This is a genomic window from Pseudomonas oryzihabitans (assembly GCF_006384975.1).
Classification (GTDB): Bacteria; Pseudomonadota; Gammaproteobacteria; order Pseudomonadales; family Pseudomonadaceae; genus Chryseomonas; species Chryseomonas psychrotolerans_B.
The window spans coordinates 4,173,000-4,193,425 of sequence record NZ_CP021645.1 but is presented as its reverse complement, the minus strand read 5'-3'; the positions used below and the strand labels follow the sequence as shown (position 1 = coordinate 4,193,425).

Here is a 20,426-nt window from a genome sequence, read left to right as displayed (position 1 = left end):
AAATCTCAGATTCCGCGCGGCCCACTCAGGGGGCCTTTGATGTTCGCTTGCCTACCAAATGGGGCCGAGCGAAAGAATTTCAAGCCTTTTCGTCGATGCTCGGCTGCTGTGCCGCGGGGGCCTTACTGACCACCACCATGGCCGGCCGCAGCAGGCGACCGTTGAGCAGATAGCCTTTCTGGAACACCTTGAGCACGCTGCCCGGCTCGGCGGTGGCGCTCTCTTCCATGGCCATGGCCTGGTGATGTTCGGGATTGAAGGGCACGCCGTGGGGATCGACGGCCTCGACCTGATAGCGCTTGAGGGTGTCCTGCAGCATCTTCAGGGTCAGCTCCATGCCTTCGCGCATGGGCTTCAAGGTTTCGTCCGCGGCATTGGACAGTTCCAGGCCACGCTCCAGGCTATCCAGTACCGGCAGCAGGTCGCCGGCGAATTTTTCCAAGGCGAACTTGTGTGCCTTCTCCACATCCTGCTCGGCGCGGCGACGCACGTTCTGCAGTTCGGCAACGCTGCGCAGCGACTGGTCCTGGGCCGCGGCCAGTTGCTCTTCGAGCGTGGCGACGCGCGCGGTAAGGTCTTCGTGCTGGACATCGCCCTGGGCCGCGGCCTCGTGCTCGGGGGTCTGGGAGTTCTGTTCGTCGGCCATGGGGTCCTCCTGTAGATAATGTCGGTAGGCGCGCCCTCTAATGGACGACGCCTTGATCGATGGCGCCTATATGGGGCCACCGGCCGACGCTTCAAGAGCTGTATGGATTGCCAGTGCTCGAGAGGCACTGTATAAACAACCAGAAAATCGCCCTCGGAGATCGTCGCATGCTGGTGCACCTGTCCGTCCGCAACTACGCCATTGTCGAACACCTCGACCTCGACCTCGAGCGCGGCATGACCGTGATCACCGGCGAAACCGGCGCCGGCAAGTCCATCATGCTCGACGCCCTCGGCCTCACCCTGGGCGATCGCGCCGACAGCGATGCGGTCAGACCCGGCGCCGACAAGGCCGATGTCCTGGCCAGCTTCGACACCACCGATATCCCCGAAGCGCGCCAGTGGCTCGCCGAGCGCGACCTGGAGCAGGACGGCCCCTGCCTGCTGCGCCGCGTCATCACCCGCGAAGGGCGCTCGCGCGGCTATATCAACGGTTCGCCCTGCCCGCTGGCCGATCTCAAGACCCTGGGTGGCCTGCTGATCGACATCCATAGTCAGCACGAACACCAGTCGCTACTGGGCCTCGACACCCATCGCCGGCTGCTGGACGAATACGCCGGCGCCGGCGAGCTGGTCCGTCAGGTCCAACTCGCCGCGCAGCGTTGGCGGCAGGTGCGCCAGACCCTGGAGCGCCTGACCCGAAATGGCGACGAACAGCGCGCCCGCCACCAGCTGCTGAGCTACCAACTCGAAGAACTCGACAATCTCGCCCTGGCCGAAGGCGAACTTCAGGCGTTGGAGCAGGAACAGAGCGACCTGGCGAGTGCCGAGCACATCCTGCTGGCCTGCCGCCAGGCCATGGACCTCTGTACCGAAAACGAGCAGGGCAATGCGCTGTCCGCCCTCAACGCCAGCATGGCTCGGCTGACCGCCTTCGACCGCCCCCCGGCGCAGATCGAAGAAGCCAGCAACCTACTGGCCTCCGCCCAGATCCAGATCGAGGAGGCGATGAATGAACTTAATCGCTTCGTCGACCATTTCGAAGCCGACCCCGAGCGCCAACAGGCTGTGCAGGAGCGCCTGGACAGCGTCTATAGTCTTGCCCGCAAGCACCGCGTCCAGCCCGAAGCACTGCTGGAGCTGCATGAGCAACTGCGCACTGAATTGCAGTCGCTGGATGCCGACGACGTCGCCCTGGAACGCCTGCAGGAAGAGCTGGCCGCCTTCGAGCGCCACTATCAGGAAAAGGCTGGTGAACTGAGCCGTCTGCGTGAGCAGCGCGCTCCGGAGCTCGCTGCTGCGGTAGAGACCGAAATGCAGCGCCTGGGTATGCCCGGGGGTCGCTTCAGCATCACCCTCACCCCAGGCGCCTCTGGTGAACCTCAGCCGCTGGGCAACGAAGGCATCGAATTCCGCGTCAGTGCCAACCCCGGGCAACCGTTGCGCCCGCTGGCCAAGGTGGCGTCCGGCGGTGAGCTGTCGCGCATCAGCCTGGCGATCCAGGTCATCACCGCCCAGACCTCACGCACGCCCACGCTGGTCTTCGACGAAGTGGACGTCGGTATCGGCGGCCCGACCGCCGAGGTCGTCGGTCAGTTGCTGCGGCAACTGGGCGAGCGGGGTCAGGTACTGACGGTGACCCACCTGCCCCAAGTCGCCGCCCAAGGGCATCAGCACCTGTTCGTGCACAAGGAACGCGGCACCGACGAGACGCGCACCGCCGTGGCCAAACTCGACCGCGCACGGCGCGTGGAAGAGGTGGCGCGCATGCTGGGTGGTGTCGACCTGACCCGCGAATCCCTGGCCCACGCTCGCAAGCTGGTGGTCAGCCGCTAACCCAGGCAGCCACCAGACATGAAAAAGGCGACTCAGAGGTCGCCTTTTTCATGTCTGGATCTTCACTTGCGCTGGCGGATGTACAGCACCAGGTTGTGGTCGACCAGCTCGAAACCGTGCTCTTCGACGATCTCACGCTGACGCTTCTCGATGGACGCGTCGGTGAACTCGATGACTTCGCCGGTATCCACGTCCACCATGTGATCGTGGTGCCCGGTATCAGCCAGCTCGAACACGGCGTGGCCACCATCGAAATTGTGGCGCACCACCAGACCAGCGGCCTCGAACTGCGTGAGGACACGGTAGACCGTCGCCAGACCCACGTCTTCGCCGGCCTCCATCAGCGCCTTGTAAACGTCTTCAGCGCTCATGTGGCGTTGCTCTGCAGTGTCCAGCATCTGCAATATCTTGACGCGCGGCAGGGTCACTTTCAGACCCACTTTGCGGAGTTCGTTGTTCTCTACCATGCTCTTTCTCGGTGCCGAGTGCTTTCGCAGCTCTCGGGAATACGGGTATGATCGGGGCTTCGTTGCCCAGCAAGATAGTGGAAGTCTCCCACCGATGCAAAACCTCAAGCAAACGCTGACCGGGCTCTCTCTGATCAGCCTAGCCATGCTCGCCGGCTGCTCTCTGCCGGGGGTTTACAAGATCGACATCCAACAGGGCAACGTCGTCACCCAAGACATGATAGACCAGTTGCGCCCCGGAATGACCCGACAGCAAGTCCGGTTTATCATGGGTACGCCGCTGATCCAAGACACCTTCCATCCCAATCGCTGGGATTACCTCTATAGCATGCAGGCGGCTGGTGGCCAGCGTAAGCAGGAGCGTGTCAGCCTGGTGTTCAACGGCAACAACCAGTTGAGTGGACTCTCCGGCGACTTCATGCCGGGCGCCAGCCGTGAACAGCGGATCATGGGTACCGACAGCGGTACCAGCGTGGAAACCGCCGCTCCCGCCGAGCCCGCTGCACCTACCGCTGCTCCCGAGACCTCGGCTGCTCCCGGCTCGACCGAAGACACCATCCAAAAAGAGATCGACAGTGCTCGCCCGGCAGCCGTGCCGACTCCCGAGCGCATTCGCACCGACGCCCAGTGACCCTCGACTAGAGGCCAGCCTTCAGCCTGGCCTTTTCTGCGCGCCGCTTGCGACTTTCCTTGGGATCCGCGAGCAGCGGCCGGTAGATCTCCACACGATCCCCTTGCGCCAGCTTGCGCTCAGCCGGCTTGGCGACCAGCTTGCCGAATATGCCGACCTGATAGTTCTCACGCTGCGTAGGCGTCAGGTGCTCGAGCAGCCCCGAACGCAACACCGCCTGCTCGGCAGTGGCGCCCTCACTCAGCTGCAGGCTCAGCAGCCATTGCCGCTCCGGCAGCGCCAATGCCACTTCGATGGTGAGGCTGTCAGCCATACAGGGCTCGGGCACGCTGACAGAAAGCATCCACCATGGTATTGGCGGCCTGATTGAATAGCGGGCCCAGAGTAGCCCGGACGATGGCACCCTCGTATTCGAAAGAGAGATCCAGCGAGATCTTGCAGGCCTTGTCACCGAGCGCCTTGAAGGACCAGACGCCATGCAATTGCTTGAAGGGCCCCTTTTCCAGGTCCATGGTGACGGACTCGTTCGGCACCAGGGTATTACGGGTCACGAACTGCTGGCTGAGGCCGCCCTTGGCCACGGTCAAACCGGCACGCATCTGCCCTTCATCCTGCTCCAGGATCTGCGCGGACGAGCACCACGGCAGGAATTCCGGATAGCGGGCCACGTCATTGACCAGCGCATAGAGCGCCGAAGCAGGATAGGGCAGCAACGCCGAACGTTGGATGTGCGTGGTCATCGTAACCTCGTAGAATAGCGAATATCGGTGTCGGACCTTGAATTCGAGGGCGGCGCACGCATTTTACTCCCGCACCAGCCTGCCGTAGCCCAAAGCCGCGGTATTGTCCGTGTTTGCTCATACCCGCTCAAGCGCGTGGCGACATTTCCCCTGACACGCTGTACCCTGGAATCATGGCCAAGCAAAAGAAAGTCTCCCCCGGCAGCATCGCGCAGAATAAAAAAGCGCTACACGAATATTTCATCGACACCCGTTTCGAAGCCGGTGTTTCCCTGGCAGGTTGGGAGGTCAAGAGCCTGAGAGCCGGCAAGGCGCAGCTGACCGACAGCTACGTGCTGCTCAAGGACGGTGAAGCCTGGCTGCTTGGCAGCCACATCACCCCGCTGCAGACCGCCAGTACCCATGTCATCGCCGACCCGACGCGGACTCGCAAGTTGCTGCTGAACAAGCGCGAGCTGGGCAAGCTGTTCGGCTCCGTGCAGCAGAAGGGTTATGCCTGCGTGGCCCTGTCGCTCTATTGGAAGAGGCATCTGGTCAAGTGCGAGATCGCTTTGGCCAAGGGCAAGAAGGAATTCGACAAGCGCGCCACCGAGCGCGAGCGCGACTCCGATCGTGAGATCCAGCGCGCCATCCGCAAGGATGCCAAGTAATCGAAGCCGCCGAAAAACGTTTCGTCGACAATGACTTGCGTAGGGCGGCCGGAGTTTCTATAGTGAACGACCAGCAAGTTTTGGGGGCGATTAGGATTCGACGCCGGTAACGAAACTTGAGGGGCATGCCGAGCTGGTAGCAGAACTCGTAAATTCGCTGCTGCAAACTTATAGTTGCCAACGACGACAACTACGCTCTAGCTGCTTAATGCGGCTAGCAGTCGCTAGGGGATGCCTGTAAACCCGAAACGACTGTCAGATAGAACAGGATCGCCGCCAAGTTCGCTGTAGACGTAACGGCTAAAACTTATACAGCTCGCCCAAAGCACCCTGCCCGTCGGGCCGCAATGGGTTAACTCAGTAGACAGGGCTAAGCATGTAGAACCGATAGCGGAGAGCTGGCGGACGGGGGTTCAAATCCCCCCGCCTCCACCAAAAAGAAAGGGCAGCCACTGGCTGCCCTTTTTCTTTGTCCGGCGATCGAGCCCCTTAGAACGGGATGTCGTCGTCGAAGCTGTCGTAGTCCTGCTGCGCCGGCTGCTGTTGCGGCTTGGGCTGCTGCTGGGGACGACTATTGTTGCTGCCGCCATTGTCGTACTGCGGCGCCGATTGCTGCGGACGGGGCGCACGCTGCTGGGGCGCTGGTGCGCTCTGGTTGTATTCATCGTTGCCACCGGCATTGCCACCCCGGCCGCCCAGTAGCTGCATGTTGCCGTTGATGTCGACCACGATTTCGGTTGTGTAACGATCCTGACCGTCCTGCCCCTGCCACTTGCGCGTACGCAACGAGCCCTCGACGTAGACCTGGGAACCCTTGCGGATGTACTCGCCCGCGATCTCGGCCAGGCGGCCAAAGAACACCACGCGGTGCCATTCGGTACGGTCCTGCTGCTGGCCAGTCTGCTTGTCCTTCCAGCTCTCACTGGTGGCGAGGGTGACGTTGGTCACCGCATTGCCATTGGGCATGTAACGGGTTTCGGGATCGGCGCCGGCATTGCCGACGAGGATGACTTTGTTGACGCCACGGGCCATATGAATCTCCTGATGAGACTGGCGATCAAGCGGCGACTGGCGTTTGGCTTACCAGTCGCTCCAGTTGCGCTCGATCGACGATTTTAGTATCGATCTTGATATAGACGGCTTGCTCTTCCGCCACCACCACCGCATCGGTCACTCCGGCCAGGGCCAACAGGCGTTCGACCAGTCCCTGGTCGTTGACTAGCGCGGGCGTGACCGGCAATCGCAGGCTGGTGACATAGGGCGGTTCACGCATCGTACCAGCAATCACCGCCCACCCCAGGCAAAGCGCAGCACACCCCAGGAAGACAGTGGACAGGCCACCATGCTGGAACAGCCAGCCGCCCAGGATACCGCCCAATGCGGAGCCAAGGAACTGACTGGTGGAATAGATCCCCATGGCGGTGCCCTTGCCACCTGCCGGCGCCACCTTGCTTACCAGCGAAGGCAGCGAGGCTTCCAGCAAATTGAAGGCGGTGAAGAAGATCACGATGCCGATGACCAAGGCCACGAGGCTGCTGCTGAAGAAAAAGAAGTACAGCTCGCACAGCACCAGCACGCTGATGGCCCCTACCAGCACCCGCTTCATGCGTCGCTTCTTTTCACCATAGATGATGAAGGGAACCATGGCGAAAAAGCCGACCACCAGCGCCGTGAGATAGACCCACCAGTGCTCTTCCTTGGGCAAGCCGGCGTTTCCGGCCAATGCCAGCGGCAGGACCACGAAACTGGCCATCAGCACGGCGTGCAGCGACAGGATACCGAAGTCCAGCCGTAGCAGATCGCGGTTGCGCAGGGTCGCTCCGAGCGCTTGGCGCGCCAGGTTCGACTCCCGATGAGAGAAGGGGGACGTATGGCGCGGAACCAGGAACAGCACTATAACCAGGCCGACCAGGGCCAGGCCGCAGGTCGCCCAGAACAGTCCGGATAGGCCATAGGCACGGGTCAGCAGCGGTCCGGCCACCATCGCCACGGCGAAGGACACCCCGATGCTCATGCCGATGGTCGCCATAGCCTTGGTCCTGTGCTGCTCACGCGTCAGGTCCGACAGCAGCGCCATGATGGCCGCGGAGATGGCTCCGCCACCCTGTACGATACGACCGGCGATCACCCCCCAGATGGAGTGGGCATTGGCGGCGATGGCGGCACCAAGGGCGAACACCAGCAGTCCACCTATGATGATGGGGCGCCGACCGATGCGATCGGACAACGTCCCCAGGGGAATTTGCAAGACCGCTTGGGTCAAACCATAGGCACCGATGGCGAGGCCGATGAGTGCCGGAGTGGCATCCGCCAGCTCCTGACCATAGGTAGCCAGGACCGGGAGCACCATGAACATACCGAGCATACGAAAGGCGAAGACCAGGGCCAGCCCCAGGGCGGCACGGCGTTCAACGCCGTTCATGGCTTCGCTGCGCTTGTCGAGCATTGATAATCCTCTCGTCGGCGACAGGTTTTTGTGTCGCCACACAGCTTTAAAACAGTCGTGACAATGACCATTTAGGGAGGAAGCGGTGAAGATAGCCGAGCGCTCGTCCGAACATTCCCGACCGCCAGGACCACGAACGCCCGATAACCGCTGTCGGGCCAGCAATTTTACCAGTCTTGACCCCTCTCTCACAGGCGCGGCAGATAGCCGCAGCCTGAGACGAGACCTCTTTCCTATTGAAGCGTCGCCAAAACGAGGCAGAAGTCTACGTGGATAAAATCCTCATCCGTGGGGCCCGCACCCATAATCTGAAGAACATCGACCTTACCCTCCCCCGGGACAAGCTCATCGTCATTACCGGGCTGTCCGGTTCCGGCAAATCCTCCCTGGCCTTCGACACCCTCTATGCCGAAGGCCAGCGCCGCTACGTGGAATCCCTGTCGGCCTATGCCCGCCAGTTCTTGTCGATGATGGAAAAGCCCGACGTGGACACCATCGAAGGCCTGTCCCCGGCGATTTCCATCGAACAGAAGTCCACCTCGCACAACCCGCGCTCCACGGTCGGGACCATCACCGAGATCTACGACTACCTGCGCCTGCTCTATGCCCGGGTCGGCACGCCGCGCTGTCCGGAGCATGACGTGCCCCTGGAAGCCCAGACCGTCAGCCAGATGGTTGACCAGGTGCTGGCCATGCCGGAGGGCCAGCGGCTGATGCTGCTCGCCCCCATCGTGCGCGAGCGCAAGGGTGAGCATCTGTCGGTCTTCGACGAGCTGCGCGCCCAGGGCTTCGTGCGCGTGCGCGTCAACGGCCGCCTGCACGAGATGGACGAACTACCCAAGCTCGACAAGCAGAAGAAGCACACCATCGAAGTGGTAGTGGATCGATTCAAGGTGCGCGAAGATCTCCAGCAGCGCCTGGCGGAGTCCTTCGAGACCGCCCTGAAGCTGGCCGACGACATCGCCATCATTGCGCCCATGGAAGGCGAGAGCGGCGAGGAGATCGTCTTCTCCGCGCGCTTCGCCTGCCCGGTCTGCGGCTTCTCCATTGGCGAGCTCGAACCCAAGCTGTTCTCCTTCAACAACCCAGCCGGTGCCTGTCCGACCTGCGATGGCCTGGGCGTGAAGCAGTTCTTCGATGCCCGACGAGTAGTCAACGAGGAGCTTAGCCTCAGCGAGGGTGCCATTCGTGGCTGGGATAGACGTAACGTCTATTACTTCCAGATGCTGGGTTCGCTGGCCAGTCACTATGGCTTCAGCTTGGATGAGCCCTTCAAAAGCCTCGATGACAAACACCGCAAGGCGGTACTCAGTGGTTCGGGACGGGAAAGCGTCAACTTCCGCTACCTCAACGACCGTGGTGACATCGTCAAGCGTGCTCATCCGTTCGAAGGGATCCTGCCCAATCTGGAGCGCCGCTACCGCGAGACCGAATCCCAAAGCGTGCGCGAAGAGCTGGCCAAGTACCTGAGCACCCAGCATTGCCCCGATTGCAACGGCACCCGCCTGCGGCGCGAAGCCCGGCATGTCTGGGTCGGCGACAAGACGCTGCCGGCGGTTACCCGCCTTCCGGTCGGCGATGCCACCCAGTATTTCCAGGACCTCACCCTCAAGGGCCAGCGGCAACAGATCGCCGACAAGATCCTCAAGGAGATCCGCGAGCGCCTGCAGTTCCTGGTTAACGTAGGCCTGGACTATCTGACTCTGGATCGCAGCGCTGACACCCTATCGGGGGGTGAAGCCCAGCGTATCCGCCTGGCCAGCCAGATCGGCGCAGGTCTGGTAGGCGTCATGTACATTCTCGACGAGCCCTCCATCGGTTTGCACCAGCGCGACAACGAGCGTCTGCTAGGCACCCTTACCCACCTGCGCGACCTGGGCAACACCGTCATCGTCGTCGAGCACGATGAGGATGCCATTCGCCTGGCGGACTACGTCATCGACATCGGTCCCGGCGCAGGCGTGCATGGCGGCCAGATCATCGCGGAAGGTACCCCGGACCAGGTCATGAAGCATCCTGACTCGGTCACCGGCCAGTACCTGTCGGGCCGCAAGAAAATCGCAGTGCCGGCCAAGCGGACGCCACGGGACAAAAAGAAGCTGCTGAAGCTGAAGGGCGCGCGCGGCAACAACCTGCAGAACGTCAATCTGGAAATTCCGGTTGGCCTGCTGACCTGCGTGACCGGGGTATCCGGCTCCGGCAAGTCGACCCTGATCAACAACACCCTCTTCCCGCTGACCGCCACGGCGCTCAATGGCGCGACGACACTGGAGGTCGCTGCGCACGACAGCTTCGACGGCATGCAGCACCTGGACAAAGTCGTAGATATCGACCAAAGCCCCATCGGCCGTACGCCGCGTTCCAACCCGGCGACCTATACCGGCCTCTTCACCCCGATCCGCGAGCTGTTCTCCGGCGTTCCAGAGTCACGCTCCCGTGGTTATACCCCGGGGCGCTTCTCCTTCAACGTCAAGGGCGGCCGCTGTGAAGCCTGCCAGGGCGACGGAGTCATCAAAGTGGAGATGCACTTCCTGCCGGATGTCTACGTCGCCTGTGACGTCTGCAAGGGCAAGAGGTACAACCGCGAGACGCTGGAGGTGAAGTACAAGGGCAAGACCATCACCGAGGTCCTGGACATGACAATCGAGGAGGCCCACGCCTTCTTCGAGTCAATTCCGGCCCTGGCGCGCAAGCTGCAGACCCTGATGGATGTGGGCCTGTCCTACATCCGCCTGGGCCAGAGCGCCACGACCCTGTCGGGTGGCGAGGCACAACGCGTGAAGCTGGCACGGGAGTTGTCCAAGCGGGATACCGGTAAGACACTCTATATCCTCGACGAACCCACTACCGGCCTGCATTTCGCCGATATCCAGCAACTGCTGGACGTCTTGCATCGCCTGAGAGACCACGGCAACACCGTGGTGGTGATTGAGCACAACCTGGACGTCATCAAGACCGCCGATTGGCTGGTGGACCTGGGCCCGGAAGGCGGCTCCAAGGGGGGCCAGATAATCGCTACGGGTACACCCGAAGAGGTCGCGGCGAACAAAAAGTCCTATACCGGTCACTTCCTCAAGCCTTTGCTGGAACGCGACCGGGAGTAATCCCGACTACCTACCAGAACGCAAAAAGCCCGGCCAATGCCGTAATGCTGTTTACTTAAGAAACGCCACGGACTCCATGAGAGCCGTGGCGTTTTTCGTGGCCTGATTTCTATCCTGTGCGGGGTGATTTAGGCGTCGGAGCCCCCCCTCATTGCCCAAAACCATACAAAAAATCGCTGCCAGCCTCCAGGCAGCGATTTTTTGAAGGACTCCCGTCAAACCTCAAATGCTTAAGTGAACAGCATTACGGCCAATGCCGGGCTTTTTCATGTTTTCGTCTCGGTAGGTTGGGCTGAGCACAGCGAAGCCCAACATCCGGACTCTCCCAAAGCTCTGCACCCACGCATAGCGCTCGGATATTGGGCTTCACAGCTCAGCCCAACCTACGTATCCGATCGCGGCCGTGGGCCGCTCCTACGCCGAGACGCTTTGTAGGAGCGGCCGCATCGGCGGACCGCCATGGCCACAACAGCCCGGCGCAGCCGTGCTGTTGCTGCTCTTGCTCTTTGACAGGCTCCAAACGGCACCTTTCCTGACCGGCTACACCTAAGCCGCCAGGTGCACCGCTCCTAGCCCCCTTTCCCCCCTGTATAGCCCGGAGACATGGTGGACACCTGTTCGAGGACAAGGTGGACAGGTGTCAGGCAACGGAACGTCCCGTCGTCGCCGTCCGGGTATGTAAGTTCAGGCACGCGATGCGCCAGGTCCGCCAGAGCACGTCGTACTGGCCGTCCACGCCCTCAGGACGGATCAGCATGGGTTCGCCGATGAAGGCCTTGCCCACGTGCCACTGATGGCCTCGCCAGTTGATGAGCCCCTGATCGCGTACCGTGCGGACGATACCGCCTTCAGCGTACAACGGCGCGGATGGCGCGGGGCAATAGGCGCGGGGGCTGGGTTGATAGCGTGTCTGGGGCACCTGCATGCCCAGCGCCTGATGCGGCCGCTGGGCATTGTAGAGCTGTCGCCAGTGGTCGAAGGCCCGCTGCGCCTTGTCCAGGTCTGCCCACGGCGGGCCCTGCAAGACTTCGGCCTTGAGCGTGCGGTGGAAGCGTTCGTCCTTGCCCTGCGTCTGCGGATGATAGGGCCGCGAATGGCTGACCCGGATACCCTGGGCCATCAGCCAGACGTCCAGCCGAGTGTAATGCTGGCCGTCCGTGCCCCAGGGGCTGCCGTTGTCCATGGTCATTCGCGCCGGCAGGCCATAGCGCTCGAATGCGGCGATCAGGCACTGACGCACGGTGCTTTCCCGCTCGTCGCCGCAGGCCTGCAACACCACTGCGTAGCGCGAATGGTCGTCCAATACGGTCAACGGATGACAGCGTCCCCGCAATAGGGGGACATGACCCTTGAAGTCCATCTGCCACAGATCGTTGGCGTGCGGGTGTTCAAAGCGCTGCCAGGGCTTGGCCGCCGCTGAAGCCGCCGCGCTCACTGCGCCGTGGCGGACCAGGATTGCATGCACCGTGCTGATGGCCGGCATCGGCACGCCCTGATCTTCCAGCCGACGCGCCAGCTTACGTGCTCCCCAAGCCGGGTGTTGCGCGCGCAAGGCCATGACCTGCGCCTCCTGTTCCGGTGCACAGCGGCTTGGCGACGTCGCCGGACGGCGCGAACGGTCCGTCAACGCCTCGCCGGCCCTGGCACGCGCCAGCCACTTGTATCCCGTCGTCGGGCTAATGCCGAAACGGCGGCACAGCAAGCGTATGTTCGCTCCCGCCTGTTGCGCCAAGCCAACGAATTCCTCGCGTAACTCCATCGTGGACCTCCCCTGCCACGGCATCGGCCTGCTCCCACCTGCCAAATGCCACAGCTTGATGTGTCCACCCTGTCTCCGAACAGGTGTCCACCATGTCTCCGGGCTATACACCCCCGGGAGAGGGCTGGGGTGAGGGCAACCCCAGCCACGTGACCTACAGGTTTCGACCCCAAGCGTTCTTAGCACCACAGCCAAACTTTTCCCGCCCCAAAGACAACACCCCCGCCAGAATGAACTGAGCGGGGGTGCTGGGTATTAGGCGCTTGACGATGACCTACTCTCACATGGGGAAACCCCACACTACCATCGGCGATGCATCGTTTCACTTCTGAGTTCGGGAAGGGATCAGGTGGTTCCAATGCTCTATGTTCGTCAAGCAATTCGGTTGGCTGGCCAGGCGATGACGCTGCCTGGTTGGCCCAATTGGGTCGGTGACAGAAGTAAACGTGTCGTCTTGGGTCTTGCGAACCCACGCGCCGTTTTCGGCGTCGTCTTCCTCACGCTCTGACACACGGTCAGATTGTTTGGGTGTTATATGGTCAAGCCTCACGGGCAATTAGTATCGGTTAGCTCAACGCCTCACAGCGCTTACACACCCGACCTATCAACGTCGTAGTCTTCGACGGCCCTTCAGGAAGCTCAAGGCTCCAGTGAGATCTCATCTTGAGGCAAGTTTCCCGCTTAGATGCTTTCAGCGGTTATCTCTTCCGAACATAGCTACCCGGCAATGCCACTGGCGTGACAACCGGAACACCAGAGGTTCGTCCACTCCGGTCCTCTCGTACTAGGAGCAGCCCCTCTCAAATCTCAAACGTCCACGGCAGATAGGGACCGAACTGTCTCACGACGTTCTAAACCCAGCTCGCGTACCACTTTAAATGGCGAACAGCCATACCCTTGGGACCGGCTTCAGCCCCAGGATGTGATGAGCCGACATCGAGGTGCCAAACACCGCCGTCGATATGAACTCTTGGGCGGTATCAGCCTGTTATCCCCGGAGTACCTTTTATCCGTTGAGCGATGGCCCTTCCATACAGAACCACCGGATCACTAAGACCTACTTTCGTACCTGCTCGACGTGTCTGTCTCGCAGTCAAGCGCGCTTTTGCCTTTATACTCTGCGACCGATTTCCGACCGGTCTGAGCGCACCTTCGTACTCCTCCGTTACTCTTTAGGAGGAGACCGCCCCAGTCAAACTGCCCACCATACACTGTCCTCGATCCGGATGACGGACCAGAGTTAGAACCTCAAGGTTGCCAGGGTGGTATTTCAAGGATGGCTCCATGGGAACTGGCGTCCCCACTTCAAAGCCTCCCACCTATCCTACACAAGCAAGCTCAAAGTCCAGTGCAAAGCTACAGTAAAGGTTCACGGGGTCTTTCCGTCTAGCCGCGGATACACTGCATCTTCACAGCGATTTCAATTTCACTGAGTCTCGGGTGGAGACAGCGCCGCCATCGTTACGCCATTCGTGCAGGTCGGAACTTACCCGACAAGGAATTTCGCTACCTTAGGACCGTTATAGTTACGGCCGCCGTTTACCGGGGCTTCGATCAAGAGCTTCGCTTGCGCTAACCCCATCAATTAACCTTCCGGCACCGGGCAGGCGTCACACCCTATACGTCCACTTTCGTGTTTGCAGAGTGCTGTGTTTTTAATAAACAGTCGCAGCGGCCTGGTATCTTCGACCGGCATGAGCTTACGGGGTAAACCCTTCACCCTCACCGGCGCACCTTCTCCCGAAGTTACGGTGCCATTTTGCCTAGTTCCTTCACCCGAGTTCTCTCAAGCGCCTTGGTATTCTCTACCCGACCACCTGTGTCGGTTTGGGGTACGGTTCCTAGTTACCTGAAGCTTAGAGGCTTTTCCTGGAAGCATGGCATCAACCACTTCCCCTTCTAAAAGAAGGGTCGTCATCAGCTCTCGGCCTTGACCGTCCGGATTTACCTAAACGATCAGCCTACCACCTTAAACTTGGACAACCAACGCCAAGCTGGCCTAGCCTTCTCCGTCCCCCCATCGCAGTAACTAGAAGTACGGGAATATTAACCCGTTTCCCATCGACTACGCCTTTCAGCCTCGCCTTAGGGACCGACTCACCCTGCGTCGATTAACGTTGCGCAGGAACCCTTGGTCTTTCGGCGTGCGAGTTTTTCACTCGCATTGTCGTTACTCATGTCAGCATTCGCACTTCTGATACCTCCAGCAAGCTTCTCAACTCACCTTCACAGGCTTACAGAACGCTCCTCTACCGCATCACCAGAGGTGATACCCGTAGCTTCGGTGCCTGGTTTGAGCCCCGTTACATCTTCCGCGCAGGCCGACTCGACTAGTGAGCTATTACGCTTTCTTTAAAGGGTGGCTGCTTCTAAGCCAACCTCCTAGCTGTCTAAGCCTTCCCACATCGTTTACCACTTAACCAGGACTTTGGGACCTTAGCTGACGGTCTGGGTTGTTTCCCTTTTCACGACGGACGTTAGCACCCGCCGTGTGTCTCCCATGCTCGGCACTTCTGGGTATTCGGAGTTTGCATCGGTTTGGTAAGTCGGGATGACCCCCTAGCCGAAACAGTGCTCTACCCCCCAGAGTGATACATGAGGCGCTACCTAAATAGCTTTCGAGGAGAACCAGCTATCTCCGAGCTTGATTAGCCTTTCACTCCGATCCACAAGTCATCCCCTACCTTTTCAACGGGAGTGGGTTCGGTCCTCCAGTCAGTGTTACCTAACCTTCAACCTGCTCATGGATAGATCGCCCGGTTTCGGGTCTATTCCCAGCGACTAGACGCCCTATTAAGACTCGCTTTCGCTACGCCTCCCCTATTCGGTTAAGCTCGCCACTGAAAATAAGTCGCTGACCCATTATACAAAAGGTACGCAGTCACCTAACAAAGTAGGCTCCCACTGCTTGTACGCATACGGTTTCAGGTTCTATTTCACTCCCCTCTCCGGGGTTCTTTTCGCCTTTCCCTCACGGTACTGGTTCACTATCGGTCAGTCAGGAGTATTTAGCCTTGGAGGATGGTCCCCCCATATTCAGACAGGGTTTCTCGTGCCCCGTCCTACTCGATTTCATTGATAAGAGCGTTTCGCGTACAGGGCTATCACCCACTATGGCCGCACTTTCCAGAGCGTTCCGCTACTCTCAAATCAACTTAAGGGCTGGTCCCCGTTCGCTCGCCACTACTAAGGGAATCTCGGTTGATTTCTATTCCTCAGGGTACTTAGATGTTTCAGTTCCCCTGGTTCGCCTCTTAACCCTATGGATTCAGGTTAAGATACCTAGGTTATCCTAGGTGGGTTCCCCCATTCAGAGATCTCCGGGTCACAGGTCATTTGCCACCTCACCGAAGCTTATCGCAGGCTATCACGTCTTTCATCGCCTCTGACTGCCAAGGCATCCACCGTATGCGCTTCTTCACTTGACCATATAACCCCAAGCAATCTCGCTGGCATCCAAGGATGCTACCGATCTGCAAAGCGTTAGATGAGTGAAGACGACATTTCGCCGAAAACTTGCGCTTGAGTTCGCAAGATTTTACCTTGACGACATTGATTGCCAGTGAAAACAATCAATGCAGTCTACTTCTATCACTTTCCCAATTTTTTAAAGAACAGTTCTGATCAAAGACCAGAAGTCAGCTTTTGTGCCCTTCCCTCTTCACTAGGTGATGAAGGAAGTCAAAGGCTCACTTCTGAGCTTTCAAGCAATTGTGTTAGTCAGGTGACTGGCAGTGACGCGCATGGGCCACCAAGGAAATGGTGGAGCCAAGGAGGATCGAACTCCTGACCTCCTGCGTGCAAAGCAGGCGCTCTCCCAGCTGAGCTATGGCCCCATCGATTGGTGGGTCTGGGCAGATTCGAACTGCCGACCTCACCCTTATCAGGGGTGCGCTCTAACCAACTGAGCTACAGACCCAATCGTCTTACCTTGAGTCTATCTAACTCAATTGCTCTTCTATCAGTGAATCAAGCAATTCGTGTGGGAGCTTGTCAGCAAGCTGACATCTTCGATTAAGGAGGTGATCCAGCCGCAGGTTCCCCTACGGCTACCTTGTTACGACTTCACCCCAGTCATGAATCACTCCGTGGTAACCGTCCTCCCGAAGGTTAGACTAGCTACTTCTGGAGCAACCCACTCCCATGGTGTGACGGGCGGTGTGTACAAGGCCCGGGAACGTATTCACCGTGACGTTCTGATTCACGATTACTAGCGATTCCGACTTCACGCAGTCGAGTTGCAGACTGCGATCCGGACTACGATCGGTTTTATGGGATTAGCTCCACCTCGCGGCTTGGCAACCCTTTGTACCGACCATTGTAGCACGTGTGTAGCCCTGGCCGTAAGGGCCATGATGACTTGACGTCATCCCCACCTTCCTCCGGTTTGTCACCGGCAGTCTCCTTAGAGTGCCCACCATTATGTGCTGGTAACTAAGGACAAGGGTTGCGCTCGTTACGGGACTTAACCCAACATCTCACGACACGAGCTGACGACAGCCATGCAGCACCTGTGTCTGAGTTCCCGAAGGCACCAATCCATCTCTGGAAAGTTCTCAGCATGTCAAGGCCAGGTAAGGTTCTTCGCGTTGCTTCGAATTAAACCACATGCTCCACCGCTTGTGCGGGCCCCCGTCAATTCATTTGAGTTTTAACCTTGCGGCCGTACTCCCCAGGCGGTCAACTTAATGCGTTAGCTGCGCCACTAAGATCTCAAGGATCCCAACGGCTAGTTGACATCGTTTACGGCGTGGACTACCAGGGTATCTAATCCTGTTTGCTCCCCACGCTTTCGCACCTCAGTGTCAGTGTCAGTCCAGGTAGTCGCCTTCGCCACTGGTGTTCCTTCCAATATCTACGCATTTCACCGCTACACTGGAAATTCCACTACCCTCTACCGCACTCTAGCCAGACAGTTTTGGATGCAGTTCCCAGGTTGAGCCCGGGGATTTCACATCCAACTTATCAAGCCACCTACGCGCGCTTTACGCCCAGTAATTCCGATTAACGCTTGCACCCTTCGTATTACCGCGGCTGCTGGCACGAAGTTAGCCGGTGCTTATTCTGTTGGTAACGTCAAAACTCACAGGTATTCGCTGTAAGCCCTTCCTCCCAACTTAAAGTGCTTTACGACCCGAGGGCCTTCTTCACACACGCGGCATGGCTGGATCAGGCTTTCGCCCATTGTCCAATATTCCCCACTGCTGCCTCCCGTAGGAGTCTGGACCGTGTCTCAGTTCCAGTGTGACTGATCATCCTCTCAGACCAGTTACGGATCGTCGCCTTGGTAGGCCGTTACCCTACCAACTAGCTAATCCGACCTAGGCTCATCCAATAGCGTGAGGTCCGAAGATCCCCCACTTTCTCCCGTAGGACGTATGCGGTATTAGCGTTCCTTTCGAAACGTTGTCCCCCACTACTGGGCAGATTCCTAGGCATTACTCACCCGTCCGCCGCTGAATCGAGGAGCAAGCTCCTCTCATCCGCTCGACTTGCATGTGTTAGGCCTGCCGCCAGCGTTCAATCTGAGCCATGATCAAACTCTTCAGTTAAGTAGACTGATCGGGTTTTGAGAAAACCCTAAACTTGGCTCAGCAATCGCAAAAAACTCATGAATTCACGAGTTACTTGTGTTGCTGATAATCTTGCGACATCAGACTTATCTCACAAGCACCCACACGAATTGCTTGATTCAACTTGTTAAAGAGCAGTTGGTTGCGACCGTGTCGTCAACCGAGGCGCGCATTCTACGCCAGCCTCACATCCTGTCAAGCGTTGATTTGAACTTTTTCGTTTCAACTCAACCACTTGCACCACCGCGACCAGATCAACCGATCGCGACAGCGGGAGGCGAATCCTACAGCATCCTGAGACGCTGTCAACCCCTCCCCTTCATTTCGTCAGCACCCTGGGGTGAAGACCCAATGGCGAGGAATCCGTAAACCCCTCGCCCGACTCAGACCTAAGTGCTTGATTTTCAAGCCCCTTCAGCGTCTGCGCCGGAAGTGGGGCGCATTATAGGGGAGTTTCGGAGCAGGTCAACAGCTATTTTCAAAAAAGAAGGGGCTGCTTGCGCAGCCCCTTCTTTTCAGGCTCAGACCCGACCTGTGCGGCGGCCCCGCCAGAGGGTCATGACAGGGCCGGAGACGGCATAGGCCAGGAAGCCCAGCAGCAGGACGCGTGGCGGATCGGTGAAGATCACGGCGAAGATGAGTACGGCGATCAGGATGACCACGAAAGGTACCCGGCCTTTGAGGCCTAGGGTCTTGAAGCTCCAATATTTGAAGTTGCTGACCATGAGCATGCCGGCAGCGGCCACCATCAGGGCAACGAGTAAGGACAGCTTGGAACCTAGGATGCCAAAATCGCTGAAGCACCAGACGGTACCGGCTACCAGAGCGGCAGCCGAAGGACTGGCCAGGCCAATGAAGTAGCGCTTGTCCACCGAACCGATCTGGGTATTGAAGCGCGCCAGACGTAGGGCAGCGCCAGCTACATAGATGAAGGCGACGGCCCAGCCGACATTGCCCAGGCCGCTGAGCGCCCATTGGTAGGCCAGGATCGCCGGAGCGACACCGAAGGCGACCATGTCGGACAGCGAATCGTATTGTTCGCCGAAGGCGCTCTGGGTGTTGGTCATACGGGCGACACGTCCATCCAGTCCATCCAGGACCATGGCGATGAAGATCGCGGCGGCGGCGGCAGAGAAGCCTGCCGAGGCGACTTCATATTGCCCCTGGGTAAAGGCGGTCTGGGCCGCCACACCCTTGATGATGGAATAAAGGCCGGCGAAGAGTGCGGCCGTGGTGAAGAGATTGGGCAGCAGGTACACGCCACGGCGCCTGATCTTGCGCCCCTGGGCGTCTTGCGTCTCTTCGATGTGCTCATCCACGGGGAGGATGCCGTCGGTGGTGGTGTTGGACGGATTTTCTTCGGGATGCTCGCTCATGGATTTTCCTTGGGCATTACCTGACGGATTGGACTGACCCCATGCGGGCAGGGTTCAGCCTAACCTCCCATGCTAAGGCATTGCCGAGGGCATGGGCAGTGCAATAAAAAACGCGGCCGAGGCCGCGTCCTTTACCGTTCGTTACAGGGCAGGCGCCCTGCCCGATCAGTTCTTGGTCTTGTCGACGATCTTGTTCGACGCGATCCAAGGCATCATGGCGCGCAGCTTCTCGCCGACCTGCTCGATGGGGTGAGCAGCGTTGTTGCGGCGGTAGGCGGTCATGGAGGCGTAGTTGGAAGCGCCTTCGGCCACGAACATCTTGGCGTATTCGCCGTTCTGGATGCGCTTGAGCGCATTCTTCATGGCAGCGCGGGACTCGGCGTTGATGACCTCAGGGCCAGTCACGTACTCGCCGTACTCGGCGTTGTTGGAGATCGAGTAGTTCATGTTGGCGATGCCGCCTTCATACATGAGGTCGACGATCAGCTTCAGCTCGTGCAGGCACTCGAAGTAGGCCATTTCCGGCGCGTAGCCGGCTTCGACCAGGGTTTCGAAACCGGCCTTGACCAGTTCGACCGCACCACCACAGAGGACGGCCTGCTCGCCGAACAGGTCGGTTTCGGTCTCGTCCTTGAAGGTGGTCTCGATGATGCCAGTACGACCGCCGCCGACGCCGCAGGCGTAGGACAGGGCGACGTTCTTGGCGTTACCGGAAGCGTCCTGGTGAACGGCGACCAGATCAGGGATGCCGCCGCCCTTGACGAATTCGGAGCGCACGGTGTGACCCGGGGCCTTGGGGGCGATCATGATGACGTCCAGATCGGCGCGGGGCACGACCTGGTTGTAGTGGATGGCGAAACCGTGGGCGAAGGCCAGGGTGGCACCCTGCTTCAGGTTCGGCTCGATCTCGTCCTTGTACAGCTTGGACTGGAATTCGTCGGGGGTCAGGATCATGACCACGTCGGCGGCGGCAACGGCGTCCTTCACCGGCTTGACGGTCAGGCCATGGGCTTCGGCCTTGGCCACGGTGGCGGAGCCGCTGCGCAGACCGACGACGACGTCGACGCCGGAGTCCTTCAGGTTGCAGGCGTGGGCGTGGCCCTGGGAGCCGTAGCCGATGATGGCGACCTTCTTGCCCTGGATGATGGAAAGGTCACAGTCTTTGTCGTAGTAAACGCGCATTGCAGGTTCTCCTGGAA

Annotated in this window: 12 protein-coding genes, 2 tRNA genes, 3 rRNA genes, 1 other RNA gene and 1 pseudogene; 5 read left to right on the top strand and 14 right to left on the bottom strand. The window is 59.5% G+C overall.

Annotation, left to right across the window (positions count from 1 at the left end; genetic code table 11):
- Window positions 1–79 precede the first annotated feature (79 nt).
- Window positions 80–646, bottom strand: coding sequence for a nucleotide exchange factor GrpE (grpE, locus tag CCZ28_RS18810; protein WP_140220365.1), 567 nt, complete (start codon window positions 644–646; stop codon window positions 80–82).
- A gap of 167 nt (window positions 647–813) precedes the next feature.
- On the opposite strand from grpE, the gene recN reads away from it, so the two are divergent.
- A complete protein-coding gene (gene recN, locus CCZ28_RS18805; RefSeq protein WP_140220364.1) occupies window positions 814–2,481 on the top strand; it encodes a DNA repair protein RecN in 1,668 nt (555 codons plus the stop codon).
- A 62-nt stretch (window positions 2,482–2,543) separates the two neighbouring features.
- Here recN and fur read toward each other — a convergent pair whose 3' ends face one another.
- Complete coding sequence (gene fur / locus CCZ28_RS18800; RefSeq protein ID WP_140220363.1) at window positions 2,544–2,948, bottom strand: ferric iron uptake transcriptional regulator; 405 nt, start codon at window positions 2,946–2,948, stop codon at window positions 2,544–2,546.
- Between the two features lie 94 nt (window positions 2,949–3,042).
- Here fur and CCZ28_RS18795 point away from each other — a divergent pair, with 94 nt between their 5' ends.
- Window positions 3,043–3,579, top strand: a complete 537-nt coding sequence (locus CCZ28_RS18795; protein ID WP_140220362.1) for an outer membrane protein assembly factor BamE — start codon at window positions 3,043–3,045, stop codon at window positions 3,577–3,579.
- A 7-nt stretch (window positions 3,580–3,586) separates the two neighbouring features.
- Here the strand turns inward: CCZ28_RS18795 and CCZ28_RS18790 are convergent, their stop codons facing one another.
- Window positions 3,587–3,892 (bottom strand): RnfH family protein, encoded by a 306-nt coding sequence (locus CCZ28_RS18790; protein WP_140220361.1) that lies wholly within the window; start codon window positions 3,890–3,892, stop codon window positions 3,587–3,589.
- A complete protein-coding gene (locus CCZ28_RS18785) occupies window positions 3,885–4,319 on the bottom strand; it encodes a type II toxin-antitoxin system RatA family toxin (protein WP_140220360.1) in 435 nt (144 codons plus the stop codon). Before CCZ28_RS18785 ends, CCZ28_RS18790 begins: the two co-directional genes overlap by 8 nt.
- A gap of 173 nt (window positions 4,320–4,492) precedes the next feature.
- Here CCZ28_RS18785 and smpB point away from each other — a divergent pair, with 173 nt between their 5' ends.
- Both smpB and ssrA read left to right on the top strand, forming a co-directional pair.
- Window positions 4,493–4,969 (top strand): SsrA-binding protein SmpB, encoded by a 477-nt coding sequence (gene smpB, locus CCZ28_RS18780; RefSeq protein ID WP_140220359.1) that lies wholly within the window; start codon window positions 4,493–4,495, stop codon window positions 4,967–4,969.
- Window positions 4,970–5,051: 82 nt separating this feature from the next.
- Window positions 5,052–5,404: a transfer-messenger RNA gene (gene ssrA / locus CCZ28_RS18775) on the top strand.
- Window positions 5,405–5,458: 54 nt separating this feature from the next.
- On the opposite strand, the gene ssb is transcribed toward ssrA, so the two are convergent.
- Both ssb and CCZ28_RS18765 read right to left on the bottom strand, forming a co-directional pair.
- Window positions 5,459–6,001, bottom strand: coding sequence for a single-stranded DNA-binding protein (ssb, locus tag CCZ28_RS18770; RefSeq protein WP_140220358.1), 543 nt, complete (start codon window positions 5,999–6,001; stop codon window positions 5,459–5,461).
- A gap of 25 nt (window positions 6,002–6,026) precedes the next feature.
- Window positions 6,027–7,415, bottom strand: coding sequence for an MFS transporter (locus tag CCZ28_RS18765; protein ID WP_140220357.1), 1,389 nt, complete (start codon window positions 7,413–7,415; stop codon window positions 6,027–6,029).
- 269 nt (window positions 7,416–7,684) lie between these two features.
- Here CCZ28_RS18765 and uvrA point away from each other — a divergent pair, with 269 nt between their 5' ends.
- Window positions 7,685–10,519, top strand: coding sequence for an excinuclease ABC subunit UvrA (uvrA, locus tag CCZ28_RS18760; protein WP_140220356.1), 2,835 nt, complete (start codon window positions 7,685–7,687; stop codon window positions 10,517–10,519).
- A 569-nt stretch (window positions 10,520–11,088) separates the two neighbouring features.
- Here uvrA and CCZ28_RS18755 read toward each other — a convergent pair.
- The 8 genes and pseudogenes from CCZ28_RS18755 to ilvC form a co-directional block, all read right to left on the bottom strand.
- A pseudogene (locus tag CCZ28_RS18755) lies at window positions 11,089–12,302 on the bottom strand (IS481 family transposase).
- 237 nt (window positions 12,303–12,539) lie between these two features.
- A 5S ribosomal RNA gene (gene rrf, locus CCZ28_RS18750) occupies window positions 12,540–12,655 on the bottom strand.
- 158 nt (window positions 12,656–12,813) lie between these two features.
- Window positions 12,814–15,706, bottom strand: a 23S ribosomal RNA gene (locus CCZ28_RS18745).
- Between the two features lie 332 nt (window positions 15,707–16,038).
- Window positions 16,039–16,114, bottom strand: a tRNA-Ala gene (locus CCZ28_RS18740).
- Window positions 16,115–16,120: 6 nt separating this feature from the next.
- A tRNA-Ile gene (locus tag CCZ28_RS18735) sits at window positions 16,121–16,197 on the bottom strand.
- Between the two features lie 96 nt (window positions 16,198–16,293).
- Window positions 16,294–17,830 (bottom strand): 16S ribosomal RNA (locus CCZ28_RS18730).
- The 16S, 23S and 5S rRNA genes sit together here with 2 tRNA genes alongside, the layout of an rRNA operon.
- Window positions 17,831–18,372: 542 nt before the next feature.
- Window positions 18,373–19,227, bottom strand: a complete 855-nt coding sequence (gene pssA, locus CCZ28_RS18725; RefSeq protein WP_140220354.1) for a CDP-diacylglycerol--serine O-phosphatidyltransferase — start codon at window positions 19,225–19,227, stop codon at window positions 18,373–18,375.
- 165 nt (window positions 19,228–19,392) lie between these two features.
- Window positions 19,393–20,409, bottom strand: coding sequence for a ketol-acid reductoisomerase (gene ilvC, locus CCZ28_RS18720; protein WP_017638576.1), 1,017 nt, complete (start codon window positions 20,407–20,409; stop codon window positions 19,393–19,395).
- Between the last annotated feature and the right edge of the window lie 17 nt (window positions 20,410–20,426).